Annotated in this window: 10 protein-coding genes; 4 read left to right on the top strand and 6 right to left on the bottom strand. The window is 66.8% G+C overall.

What is annotated here, in order from left to right:
- Positions 1-2: 2 nt before the first annotated feature.
- The 4 genes from FHX72_RS13550 to rpoB all read right to left on the bottom strand — a co-directional run bounded on the left by FHX72_RS13550 (position 3) and on the right by rpoB (position 10015).
- Complete coding sequence (locus FHX72_RS13550) at positions 3-491, bottom strand: LpqN/LpqT family lipoprotein (RefSeq protein ID WP_183625817.1); 489 nt, start codon at positions 489-491, stop codon at positions 3-5.
- Positions 488-2473, bottom strand: coding sequence for an ICP22 family protein (locus tag FHX72_RS13545; protein WP_183625816.1), 1986 nt, complete (start codon positions 2471-2473; stop codon positions 488-490). Before FHX72_RS13545 ends, FHX72_RS13550 begins: the two co-directional genes overlap by 4 nt.
- 126 nt (positions 2474-2599) lie before the next feature.
- On the bottom strand, positions 2600-6478 hold the full coding sequence (locus FHX72_RS13540) for a DNA-directed RNA polymerase subunit beta' (RefSeq protein WP_068479313.1): 3879 nt from the start codon (positions 6476-6478) through the stop codon (positions 2600-2602).
- Positions 6479-6526: 48 nt separating this feature from the next.
- On the bottom strand, positions 6527-10015 hold the full coding sequence (rpoB, locus tag FHX72_RS13535; protein ID WP_068479315.1) for a DNA-directed RNA polymerase subunit beta: 3489 nt from the start codon (positions 10013-10015) through the stop codon (positions 6527-6529).
- A 428-nt stretch (positions 10016-10443) separates the two neighbouring features.
- Here rpoB and FHX72_RS13530 point away from each other — a divergent pair, with 428 nt between their 5' ends.
- The 3 genes from FHX72_RS13530 to FHX72_RS13520 all read left to right on the top strand — a co-directional run bounded on the left by FHX72_RS13530 (position 10444) and on the right by FHX72_RS13520 (position 14476).
- Positions 10444-10731 (top strand): DUF1540 domain-containing protein, encoded by a 288-nt coding sequence (locus FHX72_RS13530; protein ID WP_068479317.1) that lies wholly within the window; start codon positions 10444-10446, stop codon positions 10729-10731.
- A gap of 200 nt (positions 10732-10931) precedes the next feature.
- Positions 10932-13424 carry a lamin tail domain-containing protein gene (locus FHX72_RS13525; protein WP_183625815.1) on the top strand — a complete coding sequence of 831 codons (2493 nt, stop codon included), beginning with the start codon at positions 10932-10934 and terminating at the stop codon, positions 13422-13424.
- Positions 13425-13657: 233 nt separating this feature from the next.
- A complete protein-coding gene (locus tag FHX72_RS13520) occupies positions 13658-14476 on the top strand; it encodes a hypothetical protein (RefSeq protein WP_068479324.1) in 819 nt (272 codons plus the stop codon).
- Between the two features lie 86 nt (positions 14477-14562).
- On the opposite strand, the gene FHX72_RS13515 is transcribed toward FHX72_RS13520, so the two are convergent.
- Both FHX72_RS13515 and FHX72_RS13510 read right to left on the bottom strand, forming a co-directional pair.
- Entirely contained in the window at positions 14563-16059 is a 1497-nt protein-coding gene (locus FHX72_RS13515; protein WP_068479326.1) for a catalase, read from the bottom strand.
- A 55-nt stretch (positions 16060-16114) separates the two neighbouring features.
- Positions 16115-16579, bottom strand: coding sequence for a Fur family transcriptional regulator (locus tag FHX72_RS13510; RefSeq protein WP_183625814.1), 465 nt, complete (start codon positions 16577-16579; stop codon positions 16115-16117).
- 84 nt (positions 16580-16663) lie between these two features.
- Between FHX72_RS13510 and FHX72_RS13505 the strand changes: the two genes are divergently transcribed.
- The gene (locus FHX72_RS13505; RefSeq protein WP_282857072.1) at positions 16664-17560 is read left to right on the top strand and encodes a spermidine synthase; all 897 of its coding nucleotides are present in this window, start codon (positions 16664-16666) and stop codon (positions 17558-17560) included.
- Positions 17561-17581: the final 21 nt, after the last annotated feature.

Here is a 17581-nt window from a genome sequence, read left to right as displayed (position 1 = left end):
GCTCAGGACGCGACCTCGACCTGCAGGCCGCGGACGATCGCCGCGATGTCCTTGCCGATGTGCGCCGACTGCGCTGCCGTGCTCGTCCCAACCGCCGTGACGATCTCGGTGACGGGGCCACGATGGAGGACAACCATCTTGGAGCGGACCTCGAGCCCGCCGAGTCTCGGGTCCTGCTGCGTGGACTCCACGTAGTGCGAGGGCTGACCCTCCGCCGAGGACTCAGCAGAGCGTTCCTTGCCGCCACCCTGCGTGATGCGCTGCCGCAGTACCGTCAGCGCATCCTCGTGCGAGATGGTGCCTGGCCACCGCTCGATCGTGACCAGCACGTTGGGGTTGAAGCCGTTAGTGGCGACGAGGTGCCGCGCGCCCAGCACGGAACCCGCCCACTGCAGCGGCTCCCACCCAGCGGGCACGTCGATGGAGATCTGCGGAAACGCCGGGAAGTCGCCGCTCGGCAGCGTCAGGCGCCTGACCTGGTCGCCGCTCACTCCGCGACGCCGTTCGCCTCGGCGGTCTCGGCCGCGCGCTCCGCCATGCGCTTCTCGTAGCTGAGCTTGGCCCTGCGGTTCGCTCGCGAGACCCGGCGGCCGCGAGCCGCGGCGATTCCGCCCACCCACGTGAATGCCTCTCTGGCGGCGATGGCGGCGACGAGCGCCGTCAGCAGGTGCTCGGAGGCGCGGAACTTCGCGAGTACCTCGTCGAGCTGGATGGTCGTGATCGGCAGGCCGTCGGCGAGGTGCTGCTGGAGGGCCGCACCGAAGTAGTAGCCGGCGGCGACAAGCACGGCGGCGAGGAAGCCTCCGAGCACGTAGGCCCACCAGCCGGCCCGGTTCACGATGAGGGCCCAGAGGACTCCGAACGCCGCGAACACCGTGACGGGAACCGTGAAGGCCGCGGTGATCGCGAACTCGGAGGCCTCGCCGATCGGGTCGAGACCGGTATTGAACGCCGTGCGCAGGAGCGCGAACGCGAGCAGGTAGAGCGCGGCGAACACCACGGACGCGACGAGCGCCACGAAGACCGCGAACATCCGGTTGCCGCGCTTCTTCGGCTTAACGGGCGCGAGGTCATCGCTGTCGGTCGGGGCGGAGAGCCTGAGCGGAGCGAAGGTGGAGTCGTCGTCACCGGATGCGGCTGATGCGCCAGCAGAGGCCCCGCCGTCGGTCCCACTGTCGGTCTCACCGTCGCGGAGAGGCTCCTGGGTGTCGGTCTCGCTGGCTGTCAGCGCAGCCGGGGAACCAAGGCCGTCTTGCTCCGTCGAGGTCGCCTCAGTGGCGCCAGTGGCGTCAGCGGCGTCACTGGATTCAGCGGGCCCAGAGACTTCGGACGTGTCTCGAGTGTCCGCGCCCGTCGCCAGTGCAGCCGGTTCGTCGTTGACGACACTCGCGCTGTCGACGACGTCGACGCGCTTGGTGACGGTGACGGCTTCGACACTCTCGCCGTCGTCGGAGAGCTGCTCGGTCACGGTCTCCGTGACGAGCATCTCGGTGCGTCCCGCATCGCCGTCCACGTCACGGGCGTCCGAGGCTCCTGGTTCGTCCGATCGGGTGTCGTTCAACGACCCGTCGACGTTGCTGGTGGACAGGGCAGCAGCAGGCACCACCGCGGCGACCCTGGCGGCCGTGCGGTCGATCTCGAGCGTGCGTCTGGGCGCGTCCGTGTCGTCGTCTGGCGCGGTTGCGGAGCCGGCTGCGTCGACCGTGATGGCGGCGACCGACTCGGCGTCGATCGCGTTGGCCGCGAGGTCCTGTGCCGGAACCGGTTCCGTGACGGGGAACATCGCCGCGTCGTCTTCCTCGGGGATCACGCGCTCGGCGACGGGGACCTCCGCGAAGCCGGAATCCTCAAGGGAGTCTGCCCCGGAGTGCGCCTCGTTCTCCTCGGCCACCCCGTGAGGCTCAGCTTGTGAGGGGGCATCGGTGTGTGACAGGGCTTCAGCGTCCGACGCGCCAGCAACAGGCGACGGTACGTCGGACTGGAGCGTCCCATCAGCCTGGGCCTCCCCCGCGGAGGACTGCGCGGGGTCTGGTTCCCCTTCGCCTGAGCGCTCCACGGGACCGTTCGCGAGCACCGCGGCGAGCTCATCCCTGTCGAGGCCAACGGTTGCGTTCGGGTCAGCCCAAACCGCGTTGTCTGGCCCACCCGCGTTGTCCGGCCCACCCGCGTTGTCCGGCTCACCAGCGTTGCCTGCTGCTAGCAGGTCTGCAAAGGCGACGGTGACGTCCTCCTGCGGTGCGAGCGCCGGGTCCGTCGGCGCCTCCGCTCGGCCGTCGAACGCGAGGTCATCTCCGGCGAGCACCTCACCGGCGGCGACGTCGCCGTCCTCCCCGATCCCTCGGCTGCGGGCGAGGGCCGCCTCGAGCTGGTCCTGGACGTCTGGCAGCTCTCGGGGTTCGCCCGCTTCGATGCCTGCTTCCGGCTGGGGGCCGTCGTCGAAGGGCTGGCGAGGCGCGCGCGTGTCGTCACTCATGACGCCAACGTTAGGGCTGCTCGCTCGCTTCTCTCGGGTGACAAGCCGCAGACGCGCGAACGCCCCCACCCGGAACGGGTGGGGGCGTTTGCACTGGTACGCCGGCGAGCCGACGCCACTTCAGAGCTAGCTGAAGTTCGAACCGCCGAAGTCGTCGCTCGAGAATGCCTCGAAGTCGACGAACGTGAGGTCGTTCTCGTCGAAGCTACCCTCGTCGGCACCGAACGGGTAGCGCTCGGCGCGCGCCTCGTCGGTCGGCTCGACCGACATCTCGCGGTACTTGGTCAGACCAGTACCGGCGGGGATGAGGCGCCCGATGATGACGTTCTCCTTGAGGCCGACCAGCGGGTCGGTGGTCGCTTCCATGGCGGCCTGCGTGAGCACGCGGGTCGTCTCCTGGAACGAAGCCGCCGAGAGCCACGACTCGGTCGCAAGCGACGCCTTCGTGATTCCCATGACTTCCTGACGACCCGTGGCGGGCTTGCGGCCCGACATGACGGCTGCGCGGTTGATGGACGCGAAGCGCTGCCCATCAGCCAGCTCACCCGGCAGCATATCGGTCTCGCCGTGGTCGATGACCGTGATCTTACGGAGCATCTGACGGACGATGACCTCGATGTGCTTGTCGTGAATCGGCACACCCTGCGAACGGTAGACGCCCTGCACACCGCCGACGAGGTACTTCTGCACCTCGCGGGCACCCTTGACGCGCAGCACGTCCTTCGGGTCGATGGGACCCTCGTGCAGCTGCTGTCCGTGCGTGACGTGCTGGCCGTCCTCAACGAGGAGCTCAGCGCGCTTCAGCACCGGGTAGATGTGCGGCTCGTCTCCGTTGTCCGGGTGGAGGACGATCTTGCGAGCCTTGTCGGTGTCCTGGATCTCGATGCGACCTGCAGCCTCGGCGAGCGGCGATGCGCCCTTCGGGGTGCGGGCTTCGAAGAGCTCCTGAACTCGAGGCAGACCCTGCGTGATGTCACCAGCGCTCGACACACCACCGGAGTGGAACGTACGCATCGTGAGCTGAGTACCAGGCTCACCGATGGACTGTGCGGCGATGATGCCAACTGCCTCACCGATGTCGACGAGGTTGCCCGTGGCGAGCGCACGGCCGTAGCAGGCCGCGCAGACGCCGACGCTGGACTCACAGGTGAGGACAGAACGGATCTTGACCTCGGTGATGCCCGCATCCATGAGCTGCTCGATCACGACGTCGCCCATGTCAGTGCCGGCGGCTGCGACGACGTTGCCGTCGGCGTCAACCGCGTCGACCGAGATGCTGCGGGCGTAGACCGCGTTCTCGACGTTGTCGTCGACCACGATCTCGCCACCCTCGGTGACGTGCGCGATCTGCATGTCGAGGCCACGAGCCGTGCCGCAGTCGTCCTCACGGATGATGACGTCCTGCGAGACGTCAACAAGACGACGCGTCAGGTAGCCGGAGTCAGCCGTACGGAGAGCGGTGTCGGCCAGACCCTTACGAGCACCGTGCGTGGAGATGAAGTACTCGGCAACCGTCAGGCCCTCACGGTACGAGTGCACGATCGGGCGAGGAATGGTCTCACCCTTCGGGTTTGCAACGAGGCCGCGCATACCGGCGATCTGGCGAACCTGCAGCCAGTTACCGTTTGCACCTGCCGTCACCATGCGGTGGATGGAGTTGGTCGACGGGAAAGCGGCCTGCATCTCGTCAGCGACGAGCGCGGTTGCAGCTTCCCACTTCTTGATGACCTCTCCGCGGTACTCCTTCTCGGAGATCGCGCCCATGACCTGCCACTCGTTGCGCAGCTCGGCAACCTCGGCCTCGGTGCGCTCGACGATCTCGCGCTTCGAGTCCGGCGTGACGAGGTCGCTCAGTGCGATCGAGATGCCGGAGCGGGTAGCCCAGTAGAAGCCGGAGTCCTTGATGCGGTCGAGGGTGTCTGCAACCTCGTCCTTCGAGTACCGCTCTGCAAGGTAGTTGACGACACCGGACAGACGTCCCTTGGTCATCGTGTCCTCGACGTAGGGGTAGTCGGCCGGGAGCAGCTCGTTGAAGCGCGCGCGTCCAAGCGTCGTCTCGACAAGCGCGACGCCGCCTTCGACAGCTCCGGCAGGAGCCTTGCCCTCTTCGAACGTGATGCCCGTGAGGCGCAGCTTGATCGGCGCGTTGAGGGCGAGCGAGCCCTGGTCGAACGCCATGATCGCCTCGGCCGTGGACGAGAAGACTCGTCCTGCGCCCTCGACGTCGTCCTGCAGCGTAGTCAGGTGGTACAGGCCCGCAACCATGTCCTGCGAAGGCAGGGTGACGGGACGGCCATCCGACGGCTTGAGGATGTTGTTCGATGCGAGCATGAGCACGCGTGCCTCGGCCTGAGCCTCAACCGAGAGGGGCAGGTGGACGGCCATCTGGTCGCCGTCGAAGTCGGCGTTGAACGCCGCGCAGACGAGCGGGTGCAGCTGGATCGCCTTGCCCTCGACGAGGAGCGGCTCGAACGCCTGGATGCCAAGACGGTGCAGCGTTGGTGCACGGTTCAGCAGCACGGGACGCTCGCGGATGACTTCTTCGAGGACGTCCCACACCTCGGGCTTCGCGCGCTCGACGGCACGCTTGGCAGCCTTGATGTTGGACGCGTGCTGAAGGTCGATCAGTCGCTTGATGACGTACGGCTTGAACAGCTCGAGTGCCATCTGCTTCGGGAGACCGCACTGGTGCATGCGCAGCTGCGGGCCCACGATGATGACCGAACGGCCCGAGTAGTCGACTCGCTTGCCGAGGAGGTTCTGGCGGAAGCGCCCCTGCTTGCCCTTCAGCATGTCGCTGAGGGACTTGAGAGCGCGGTTGCCGGTACCCGTGACGGGGCGGCCGCGACGACCGTTGTCGAACAGTGCGTCGACCGACTCCTGGAGCATGCGCTTTTCGTTGTTCACGATGATCTCGGGGGCACCGAGGTCGAGCAGGCGGCGGAGGCGGTTGTTGCGGTTGATCACACGACGGTAGAGGTCGTTGAGGTCGCTCGTTGCGAAGCGGCCACCGTCGAGCTGCACCATGGGGCGAAGCTCCGGCGGGATGACCGGGACGACGTCGAGGACCATCGCGGCGGGGCTGTTGCCCGTTGCGAGGAACGACGAGACGACCTTGAGGCGCTTGATGGCGCGGATCTTCTTCTGACCCTTACCCTCGGCGATCTGCGTGCGCAGGAGCTCGCCTTCGGCCTTGAGGTCGAAGTTCTGCAGACGCTTCTGGATCGACTCGGCGCCCATGTAGGCCTCGAAGTAGTCGCCGTAGCGGTCGACGAGCTCGTGGAAGTCAGTGTCTTCCGGCTTGAGCTCACCAACCTTCAGGTTCTTGAACGACTCGAAGACGCGCTCGACGCGGGTGATGTCCTCGTCGAACCCCTTGCGGAGCTGACCCATCTCCTTCTCGCCGGCGTCCTTCGTCTTGCGAAGCTGGTCTGCCTTGGCGCCCTCGGTCTCGAGAGCACCGAGCTCCTCCTCGAGACGCAGCATGCGGGCCGCGATGGCCGCATCCTTCTGGTCGTTCAGGCTCTTGAGCTCAAGGCGCATCTCGCTCTCGAGGCCGCTCAGGTCGTCGCGACGACCCTCTTCGTCCACCGAGATGACCATGTAGGCCGCGAAGTAGATGACCTTCTCGAGGTCCTTCGGCGCCATGTCAAGGAGGTATCCGAGACGGCTCGGAACGCCCTTGAAGTACCAGATGTGCGTGACGGGAGCCGCGAGCTCGATGTGGCCCATGCGCTCACGGCGCACAGCCGACTTCGTGACCTCGACGCCGCATCGCTCACAGACGATGCCCTTGAAGCGCACGCGCTTGTACTTGCCACAGGCACACTCCCAGTCGCGGGAAGGGCCGAAGATCTGCTCGCCGAACAGACCGTCCTTCTCGGGCTTGAGCGTGCGGTAGTTGATGGTCTCGGGCTTCTTGACCTCGCCGTACGACCACTTGCGAATGTCATCTGCCGTGGCTAGGCCGATGCGCAGTTCATCAAACTTGGTTGCATCCAACAATGCTGTTGTCTCCTTGTGAAGAATGAGTCTTCGTCGTGTCGGGGAGGCTTAGATCTCGTCGACGGACGAGGACTCGAAGCGGCTGGAGATGTTGATGCCGAGTTCCTCGGCGGCCCGGTAGGCCTCGTCGTCGTTGTCGCGGAGGCTCAGCGCGGTGCCGTCAGCCGAGAGGACCTCGACGTTCAGGCAGAGCGACTGCATCTCCTTGAGGAGAACCTTGAAGGACTCGGGGATACCCGGCTCCTGGATGTTCTCGCCCTTGACGATGGCTTCGTAGGCCTTGACGCGCCCGACGATGTCGTCGGACTTGATGGTGAGGAGCTCCTGGAGGGTGTACGCGGCGCCGTATGCGTAGAGCGCCCACACCTCCATCTCACCGAAGCGCTGTCCACCGAACTGCGCCTTACCACCGAGTGGCTGCTGCGTGATCATCGAGTACGGACCCGTCGAACGCGCGTGGATCTTGTCATCCACGAGGTGGTGCAGCTTCAGGATGTACATGTAGCCGACGGAGATCGGGTCAGGGAACGGCTCTCCGGAGCGGCCGTCGAACAGGACGGTCTTTCCGGTCGAGTTGATCAGGCGGTCGCCGTCACGCGTCTTAAGCGTCGAGTCGAGGAGGCCCGTGAGCTCTTCCTCGGTCGCACCGTCGAAGACGGGGGTCGCAAGCTTGACGCCCGGCGTTCCCTCGTAGGCCTCTGGAACGAGGTTCTTCGCCCACTCGGGCTCGCCCTCGATCTTCCAGCCGGTCTTCGCAACCCAGCCGAGGTGCGTCTCGAGCACCTGGCCGAAGTTCATGCGCTTCGGGATACCGAGCGGGTTGAGCACGATGTCGAGCGGAGTTCCGTCGGCGAGGAACGGCATGTCCTCTTCCGGCAGGATCTTCGCGATGACGCCCTTGTTTCCGTGGCGGCCAGCGAGCTTGTCGCCCTCGGTGATCTTGCGCTCCTGGGCGATGTATACGACAACGCGCTGGTTGACGCCCGAGCCGAGCTCGTCGTCGCCCTCTTCGGAGTCGAAGACCTTCACCTGGATGATGGTGCCGGCTTCACCGTGAGGAACCTTGAGCGAGGTGTCGCGCACTTCGCGGCTCTTCTCGTTGAAGATCGCACGCAGCAGGCGCTCTTCCGCGCTGAGCTCGGTCTCGCCCTTCGGCGTGACCTTGCCGACGAGGATGTCGCCGGGCTGAACCTCTGCACCGATGCGGATGATGCCGCGCTCGTCGAGGTCCTTGAGGAGCTCAGGCGAGACGTTCGGCAGGTCGCGGGTGATCTCTTCCTTGCCGAGCTTGGTGTCGCGAGCGTCGACCTCGTATTCCTCGATGTGAATCGAGGAGAGGGTGTCGTTCTTCACCAGGTTCTGGCTGAGGATCATCGCGTCTTCGAAGTTGTGGCCCTCCCACGGCATGAAGCCGACGAGGAGGTTCTTGCCGAGCGCGAGCTCGCCGTTCTCCGTCGCAGGTCCGTCCGCGATGACCATTCCCTCTTCGACGCGCTCGCCGGCCGACACGACAACACGGTGGTTGTAGCAAGTGCCGTGGTTCGAGCGGTCGAACTTGCGGAGGAAGTAGGACTCGGTTCCGCCTTCGTCGAGCTGCAGGACGACGTGGTCGGCCGAGACCGACTGCACAACGCCTGCGCGGTTCGCCGTGATGACGTCGCCGGCGTCGATGGCCGCGAAGCCCTCCATACCGGTTCCGACAACGGGGCTCTCGCTGCGAACGAGCGGGACAGCCTGACGCTGCATGTTGGCGCCCATGAGCGCGCGGTTTGCGTCGTCGTGCTCGAGGAACGGGATGAGGCTCGTCGCGACCGACACCATCTGGCGCGGGGAGACGTCCATGTAGTTGACCTCGCCGGCTGGGACGAGCTCAACTTCGCCGCCCTTACGGCGAACGAGGACCTCGTCCTCGACGAAGTGGCCGTTTTCACCGATAGGCGCGTTGGCCTGGGCGACGACGAACTCGTCTTCCTCTGATGCGGTGAGGTAGTCGACCTGCTCCGTGACCTTGGTGTCGACAACACGACGGTACGGCGTCTCGATGAAGCCGAACGCGTTGATGCGCGCGAAGGTTGCGAGCGATCCGATAAGGCCGATGTTCGGGCCTTCAGGCGTCTCGATCGGGCACATGCGGCCGTAGTGGGACGGGTGAACGTCACGGACCTCGACGCCGGCGCGCTCACGCGAGAGACCGCCGGGCCCGAGGGCCGAGAGGCGACGCTTGTGCGTGAGACCCGCGAGCGGGTTGTTCTGGTCCATGAACTGCGAGAGCTGCGACGTTCCGAAGAACTCCTTGATCGCGGCGACGACTGGTCGCACGTTGATCAGGGTCTGCGGCGTGATCGCCTCGATCTCCTGCGTCGTCATGCGCTCGCGCACAACACGCTCCATGCGGCTGAGGCCCGTGCGGACCTGCGACTGGATGAGCTCGCCGACGGCGCGGATACGACGGTTGCCGAAGTGGTCGATGTCGTCGACGTCGAGGCGGATGTCAGCCGGCTCACCGTTGCGCTTGCCATCGAACTTCTCATCACCAGCGTGCAGCGCGACGAGGTACTTGATCGTCGAGACGATGTCTTCGACGGTCAGGACCGACTCGCTGATCGCGGACTCGATGCCGAGCTTGCGGTTGATCTTGTAGCGACCCACCTTGGCGAGGTCGTAGCGCTTCGAGTTGAAGTAGAAGTTGTCGAGGAGCGCGCGTGCGGCCTCAGTGGCAACCTGCTCGCCCGGACGGAGCTTACGGTAGATGTCCTTGAGAGCATCTTCCTTCGTGCGGATGTCGTCCTTCTCGAGCGTGAGCTCGATGGACTCGTACCCGGCGAACTGCTCGCGGATCTCGTCGGTCGTGAGGCCGAGGGCCTTCATGAAGACCGTGACGGACTGCTTGCGCTTGCGGTCGATGCGAACGGCGACCTGGTCGCGCTTGTCGATCTCGAACTCGAGCCAAGCACCGCGGCTCGGGATGATGCGGGCAGAGAAGACGTCCTTGTCGCTCGTCTTCTCAGGGGTGCGCTCGAAGTAGACGCCTGGGCTGCGGACGAGCTGCGAGACGACGACACGCTCGGTGCCGTTGATGATGAACGTGCCCTTGCTCGTCATGAGCGGGAAGTCGCCCATGAAGACGGTCTGCGTCTTGATCTCGAGCGTCTGGTGGTTCATGAACTCGGCCTCGACGTAGAGAGGCGCGGAGTACGTCTTGCCGCGCTCCTTGCACTCCTCGAGGGAGTACTTCTCTGGCTCGAGGTACGGGTTGGTGAAGCTCAACTGCATCGTCTCGCCGAGGTCCTCGATCGGAGAGATCTCCTCGAAGATCTCGTCGAGGCCGGAGCGGAGAGCGACGTCGGTGCGGCCTTCAGCCTGCGCCTTAGCGAGGCGCTGCTTCCAGGCGTCGTTGCCGACGAGCCAGTCGAAGGATTCGGTTTGCAGAGCGAGGAGATCTGGCACATCGAGTGTGTCGCTGATCTTCGCGAATGAGAGTCGGCGTGCATTCCGACCGGTCGTAGGCGTCGGAGATGCGTTGCGCGCAGCAGCCAAGGAAGTTCCCTCCACGATCCCGCGGATTCCGCGAGATGCCAGTAGTGTCGTCGGTGAGGTTCCGCCACGTTTCACGATGTACAAGGCGTGCCCATCACCAACGGCCGCGATCGAAGAAGACCCGCGAAGATGTTGGTGAGAGAAGCACTGCCAGGCCGACCGCAATATGAAGGCATGGTGAGACGAAGCGCAAACATCGAGTGTATGCGCCGTTTGGTGGTGTGTCTACCCCGACCTTGCCTCAATCTGAATTCTCAGGTATAACGCGGCCCGCTGACCTCTCGAAGATCGGCGCTCGAGGCAGGCGAGGCTGTGCTCAGCAAGGCGAACCTGGCCTTATCAGAAAGCGCCTGCCAAGTCCAGTGTCGGCTTGAACACACGGCGCCGAGGCTCCTACCGTTGAAGCAACCCAACAACGGAGGCACATCATGACACTGCTCGATCTCCCCAACGTCAGCACCTGTTCTGTCGCCGGATGCTCGTTCAACCACGACGGCTGCCACGCGCCCGCCGTGACCATCGACGGCGACGAGGGCTGCGCCACGTTCATCCCACTCGACCGCAAGGGCGGCCTCGACAAGGTCATCGCGGGCGTCGGAGCCTGCCAGGCCGCAGACTGCCGCTTCAACAAGGACCTCACCTGCAGCGCCCCTGCCATCCGGGTCGGCGCGCAAGGCAGCGACGCCGCCGACTGCCTCACCTACGAAGCAGCCTGACCGCAGCCAAGTCCGCCGCCGAAGCGCCGACCTCCACTTGGGGGCCGGCGCTTCGTCGTTCGCCTGCCGTTCAAGTTCTCGCTCCTCACGTTCAGCTCCCCGCTACCGCAGCGGCACCCGCTCCGGCTTCGATGCTCACGGCGCATGTGCTCCCCCCGAGCGCACAACGCTTCATCCCCCGAGCGCAGAGGAGCGCGTGCGTGCAAGCACAACGAACCCCACTGGCGGCAGCCGTCGCATTGATCATCGGCGGAGGTGCGGCCCTGGCAGTTCCACTGTCGGCGAGCGCTGCGCCCTCCCCCGCGGCCCACACAAGCGGCATCGTCATCAACGAGGTCGAGTCCAACGGCGACGCGAGCGACTGGATCGAACTCAAGAACACCGGCAGCGCGCCCGTCGACATCTCAGGATGGGCGGTCAAGGACAACGACGACGCCCGTGACTTCCGCTTCCCCACCGGGACGAGCATCCAGCCTGGCGCCTACCTGGTGGTCGATGACGCACAGTTCGGGTTCGGCCTCGGCAAGGAGGACGAGGCGCGGGTCTTCGACTCGGCAGGGACTCTCGTCGACGCGTACGCGTGGGCGCAGCACGCCGAGGTCAGCTACGCGCGGCTTCCGGATGGCACAGGTGACTTCGCTCAGACGACCGCGAGCAGCCGAGGCGCGGCAAACGACGTCGCTCCTGCGATTGGGTCCGTGGTCATCAACGAGGTCGAGTCGTCTGGCGGCGAGCCTGGCGACTGGGTGGAGCTCTTCAACCCTGGGGTCGGCGCCATCGACCTGAGCGGCTACGTCTTCACCGACAACTCGCCTGAGGATGCCACGCACCGCTACGAGCTCGCGGCAGGCACGACGCTGCAGCCCGGCGCGTACCTCGTGATCGAGGAGGCCGACTTCAACTTCGGCCTCGGTGGCGGCGACAGCGCCATGCTGTTCACCCCAGACGGGACGACGCTCGTCGACGAGCACTCGTGGACCCAGCACGCGGCCACCAGCTACGGCCGGTCGCCGAACGGCACGGGCGCGTTCACCGAGACGTCCGAGCCGACGAAGGGCGCCGAGAACCTGTTCGCGGGCGTCAGCCCCACGTCGCCAGTCGTCATCAACGAGGTCGAGTCGAATGGCGGGACCCCCGGCGACTGGGTTGAGGTCTACAACCGCGGCACCGAGCAGGTCGACATCTCCGGCTGGACGATCGTGGACAACAACGCGGGCCACACGCCCGCCCCCGCGCCTGCCACGACCGTGCTGGCACCCGGCGAGTTCTTCGTCTACGAAGAGAGCCTGCTCGGATTCGGGCTCGGCAGCGGCGACAGCGCGACGCTTGCAGACGCATCCGGAACCATCGTCGACACCACCACGTGGGTCGACCACGTCGACGTGAGCTGGGCCCGCTGCGCCGACGGCGACGGCGATTTCCGCGCAACAAGCGCGTCGACGAAGGGTGCGCTCAACGCGTGCTCCGACGCGCCAGTCGAGACCCCGACGCCGACCACCCCCGAGGCCTCACCGTGGTCGGGTTCACCCGACGTCACCCCCATCGCAGGTGGCATCACCCTCGGCGAGGACATGTCTGGGCTCGAGTTGCAGTACTCGGCGGAGGGCAGCACGCTCTGGGCCGTGGACAACGGCACGGGCAACCTGTATCGCTTCGACGTCGCCGCCGATGGCAGCGTCTCCCCCGCTGCTGGCTGGGAGGACCCCAAGCGGGTTCGCTTCCAGGCGGATGCGGACAACCCGGCGGCCGCCGGCCCAGACGCCGAGGGCGTCACGGTCTCGGCGGACCAGCCCGGGTCCGTGTACATCGGCTCTGAGCGCGACAACTCGGACAAGTCCACGAACAAGAACACGATCCTCAAGGTCAACCTCGACGACGCGACCGGCTCGGACGTCGTCGCGACCGCCGAGTGGGACCTCACGGCGAGCCTGCCGCAGGTCGGCGCGAACACTGGCATCGAGGCGATCGAGTGGGTCGCGGACAGCGAGCTCGAGGGCAAGCTGCTCGACGAGAACACGGGCGCGCCCTACGACTCCGCGAACTACCCAGGCGCGAGCGGCCTGTTCTTCGTCGCCGTCGAGGAGACGGCCGGCGTCTACGCCTACGCGCTCTTCGATGACGGCAGCGCGGGTCGCGTCGCCACCCTCGAGTCCGGACTCGGCGGCGTCATGGCGCTCGACTACGACGAATCGACGCGGACCCTGTGTGGCATGTGCGACAACGGATGCGGCGGCACCAGCGCGCTCTTCCAGTTCGGGGCGAGCGACGGTTCCGCCGGCTACACGGTGAGCCACGTCGCCCGGCCGGCCGGGCTTCCCGACAACAACAACGAGGGCTTCGCCATCGCGGCGAACGAGACGTGCTCCAACGGCACAAGGGCCGCCTACTGGCTGGAGGACGGCGTGAAGGCCGACGCCCTGAAGCAGGGCTCGATCGCGTGCGCACCGGCCTCGACCCCGGCTCCTACGCAGACGCCCGGCCCGACAGAGACGCCCGGTTCCACCGAGTCGCCCGTCGCGACGCACGCACCCGGCGCAACCACCGGCGCCGGCAACGGATCTGGCACGGAGGCTGGCCCGAAGGGTGACGCGCTCGCGACGACGGGCGCTGAGCAGCTCGTCTTCGTGACGCTCGCCGCGCTCGGGGCGCTGGCACTCGGCGGTCTCGCGCTGGCCCGCCGCCGCGACGCGTAGAGCACCCGCGGGAAGCTGAGGGCAGGAGCGATCTCGCTCCTGCCCTCAGTCGCATCCACCCGCAGTGCACGCAGGCCGCGCGAGCGCATCGCAGACCGGGGACTCCTCCCCCGCCGCCGTTCCGCGGCGACAGGTTCCGTTAGCGTGGTCCTCAGCACGGTCGGCTTTCACCGCGAGGAAGCGTGCCGCCCCCAAGCTTCGGCCGTGCCAGGCCTCGGTACGAAGGAGAAACAGTGAAGAAGCTCGTGCGTACGTCGGCGGTCGCGCTGACCGCCCTGTTCCTGCTCTCAGGGTGCGCCCTCGTCGACCAGATGACGGGCGGGCAGTCCCCAGAGGTCGAGGCGACTTCCACGTCGACGCCGGAGACGACGCCCGCCGGGCCGGGCGAGACCACCCCGTCGACGTCGACCGACGCCGGTGCCTTCGCTGTCAGCTACTCGTGCCGAATGGTCGACTCGCGGAACTTCACGGAAGCGCCCTCCGATCTCGGCGAGATCTGGGCGCTCGGCGACGACGTCACGCGCTGCACAGGCAAGTCCAACGGCGGGACGACGTTCAGCGAGACCGAGCAAAAGGCGCTTGACGCCCTCGGGCAGGCCGCGACCGACGACGACAAGGAGGCGGCACCGGACGACGTCCGTCTCGCCGACATCTACGCGTTGTGCGCCACTCCCGGCTTCTACTTCGCGATCTCGCCTGGGATCTCCACGGACGAGCAGGCCTCGCAGCTCGAGGCCGCGCTCATCCTGTGCCCCGAGGCACCGGACGCCGACTCGGCCAGGACCTCGCTCAGCACGTACGACGCGAACGTCACCGCTGGCAACGACGGCACTCGCTTCAACGACGGCACCTGGAAGGTCGGCGAGGAGATCAAGCCGGGCACGTACAAGCCGGAGTCCCCAAGCGACAACTGCCGTTGGTTCCGTTACGACGACAAGGGCGACTGGATCGAGTCGTCCTACGACAAAACCCAGGCGGAGATCGTCGTGACGATCGACGCGACCGACGCCACGTTCGAGTCCAGGAACTGCGGCTACTGGCGAGCAGCCTGAGCTTCTCGCCCAGCGCCGACAGCAGACGAGCGTGCCCCCTCGAGTGAAGTACTCGAGGGGGCACGCTCGTCTGCGCAGACCTGCTGCTAGTGGCCGACGCCCACGGGCGCTGGGTCGGTGTCGACGGCGTTCGCCTCGACCGCGGCGCGGATGCGCGCGCCTGTCTCAGCGTCGATGCTCGCCCAGTACTGGAAAGCGTTCGAGCGCACCGGCTCGATGACGGTCTCGAGCGCGCCGGCGACGGTCTCCACGAGGCGGTCGCGCTGCTCCTGGGAGTAGACCTCACGGATGAGGGTGCCAGGCTGCGAGAAGTCGTCGTCGTCCGCGCGCAGCGTGTAGGCGCTGCGGACGAGGTCGCCGTCGGTCTCCCACGAGTTCTCCACGGGCCCGGTCTGGTCGGCGTAGGGGCGCCCGAACGAGTTCGGGGCGTAGACCGGAGCGGCTCCCGAGTGCGACACCGTCATGTTGCCGTCGAACGTGTACGAGTTCGTCGGGTTCTTGGGCCGGTTGACGTCCAGCTGCTGGTAGTTCGTGCCGATGCGCGCGCGCTGCGCGTCAGGGTAGGCGAAGACGCGGCCGAGGAGCATCTTGTCCGGCGAGATGCCGGTGCCTGGAACCTGGTTCGAGGGCGAGAACGCAGCCTGCTCGATCTGCGCGAAGAAGTTCTCAGGGTTGCGGTTCAGCTCGAGCGTGCCGACCGGGATGAGCGGGTAGTCGGCGTGCGGCCACACCTTCGTGAGGTCGAACGGGTTGATGCGGTAGGTCTTCGCCTCTTCGAACGGCATGACCTGCACGCTGAGCTTCCAGCGCGGGAACTCCTGACGGTCGATCGCCTCGAACAGGTCGCGGCGGTGGTACTCGGCGTCGGATCCGGCGAGCTTCTCGGCCTCGTCGTTGGAGAGGACTTCGACGCCCTGCTCGGAGATGAAGTGGTACTTCACCCAGAAGCGCTCACCAGCCGCGTTGATCCACGCGTAGGTGTGCGAACCGTAGCCGTTCATCTCACGCCACGAGCGCGGGAGGCCACGGTCGCCCATCAGGTAGGTGACCTGGTGCGCGGTCTCCGGGTTGAGCGTCCAGAAGTCCCACTGCATCGTGTTGTCGCGCAGTCCCGAGTTCGGGAGACGCTTCTGCGAGCGGATGAAGTGGGGGAACTTCATGGGGTCGCGCAGGAAGAAGACAGGCGTGTTGTTGCCCACGATGTCGAGGTTGCCCTCGCTCGTGTAGAAGCGCAGCGAGAAGCCGCGCACGTCGCGCCACGTGTCCGGCGAGCCCTGCTCGCCCGCGACGGTCGAGAAGCGCAGGAGCGTCTCACTCTCGGCACCCTGCTGGAAGACGGCGGCGCGTGTGTACTGGGAGACGTCGTGCGTCGTCGTGAAGGTGCCGAATGCGCCGGCGCCCTTTGCGTGCGGGTTGCGCTCCGGCACACGCTCGCGGTTGAAGCTCGCGAGCGTCTCGACGAGGCGCACGTCGTGCAGCATGAGCGGGCCGTCAGCGCCCGCGCTCAGGGAGTTCCGGTCGCTCTCGGTCGGCGAGCCGTTGGTTTCGGTCGATGGGACTGTCGGGTCGATGTAGTCAGTCATGGCGCTCCTCTTCGGGTTCATTGGGCTGTGAACTGGGGGATGAGACTTGGGTGGATCAGTGCGACGAGCAGTCGGCGCAGATACCGCGGTAGACGACTTCGGCCGTATGCACGGCGAAGCCTCGCGGCGCCTCGGGGATGAGGCAGGGCGCCTCGCCGACGGCGCAGTCGACGTCCTCGATGCGGCCGCACTCGTCGCAGACTGCGTGGTGGTGGTTGTCGCCGATGCGGGTCTCGAAGCGGGCTGCGGTGCGGGGTGCGTCGAAGCGGCGAACGAGGCCGGCGCGCCCGAGGTCGTCGAGGATCCCGTAGACGGCCTGCAGCGTGAGCGAGCCGAGCTCGGCCCGGCTCGGCGTCGCGGCGGCGAAGATGCACTCGGCGGACGAGTGCGGGTTCGTGTCGAGTAGGTCGAGCACGGTGACGCGCTGGCGCGTCACGCGAAGGCCGGCCCGACGCAGCGCCGACTGCCAGAAGGCGGCGTCACGGCGCTCCCCTGCTGCGTGCTCGGTTGCGGTTGCCATGCATCCATGCTGGCCCTTCTTTTGAATGATTCCAAACAAGGCGACCCTTGCTCGAAAGCCGCGTGTCTCTGCTTGACTTGCCAGGTGCCGTCAGCCAGCGAGAAGACCCCAAACAGCTCCAGCCCGCAGACCAGCGTCAAGCTCGACTCCGGAGCCCAGGCCCGGTTCTCGCGCGACGGCGAGGAGTGGACGCTCATCGTCGACGGCACGCCGCAGTCGGCCGTCAACCCGCTCGATCCCCGCGAGCTCTCCTTCGGGTACATCCGCCACATGGGCTACGTCCTCGACCTCGCCTTCCCTGAAGCGGCAGCCATCACGGCCCTCCACCTCGGCGCTGGGGCACTCACGATCCCCCGCTACGTCGACGCGACGCGGCCACGTTCGCGCCAGCAGGTCGTCGAACTCGAGCGCTCCCTGGTCGACTTCGTGCGCGAGGTCGTTCCGCTGCCAGCAGGGGCGAGCATCCGCATCCGCTACGGGGACGCACGCGAGCAGCTCGGCAGGCTCCCGCGCGGCCTGCTCGGCTCGGTCGACGCCATCGTCGTCGACATCTTCTCCGGCGCGCAGACGCCAGCCCACGTCACGAGCGTGGAGTTCTTCTCCGAGCTGGAGCCGTTCCTGCGGCCGGACGGCGTGGTGCTCGTCAACATCGCGGACGGTCACGACCTCTCGTTCGCGCGAGCCGAGGTTGCGACGTTGCTCGAGGTGTTCGGCGAGGTCACCCTCGTCGGCGACCCGGCGATGCTCAAAGGCCGCAGGTTCGGCAACATCGCCGCCGTCGCCTCACGCTCCGCAGAGGCGCTGGCGCTTCCCGGACTGGAGCGACGAGTCGCGTCAGGGTTCCCGCCGGCCGTCGTCGTGCGAGGGAAGGCAGTGCGCGAGTTCGTTCGCGGCGCCGACCCGGCTCGCGACGCCTCGGCCACGGCCTCTCCGCTGCCAGGCAAGAGCCTCTTCCGCGAGCGCAGGCAGGGCGGCTGGTAGGCCCTCTCAGCGGTGGCGCGC

Source organism: Pseudoclavibacter helvolus, assembly GCF_014191305.1.
Classification (GTDB): domain Bacteria; phylum Actinomycetota; class Actinomycetes; order Actinomycetales; family Microbacteriaceae; genus Pseudoclavibacter; species Pseudoclavibacter helvolus.
This window is presented reverse-complemented; position numbering and strand designations above follow the sequence as displayed.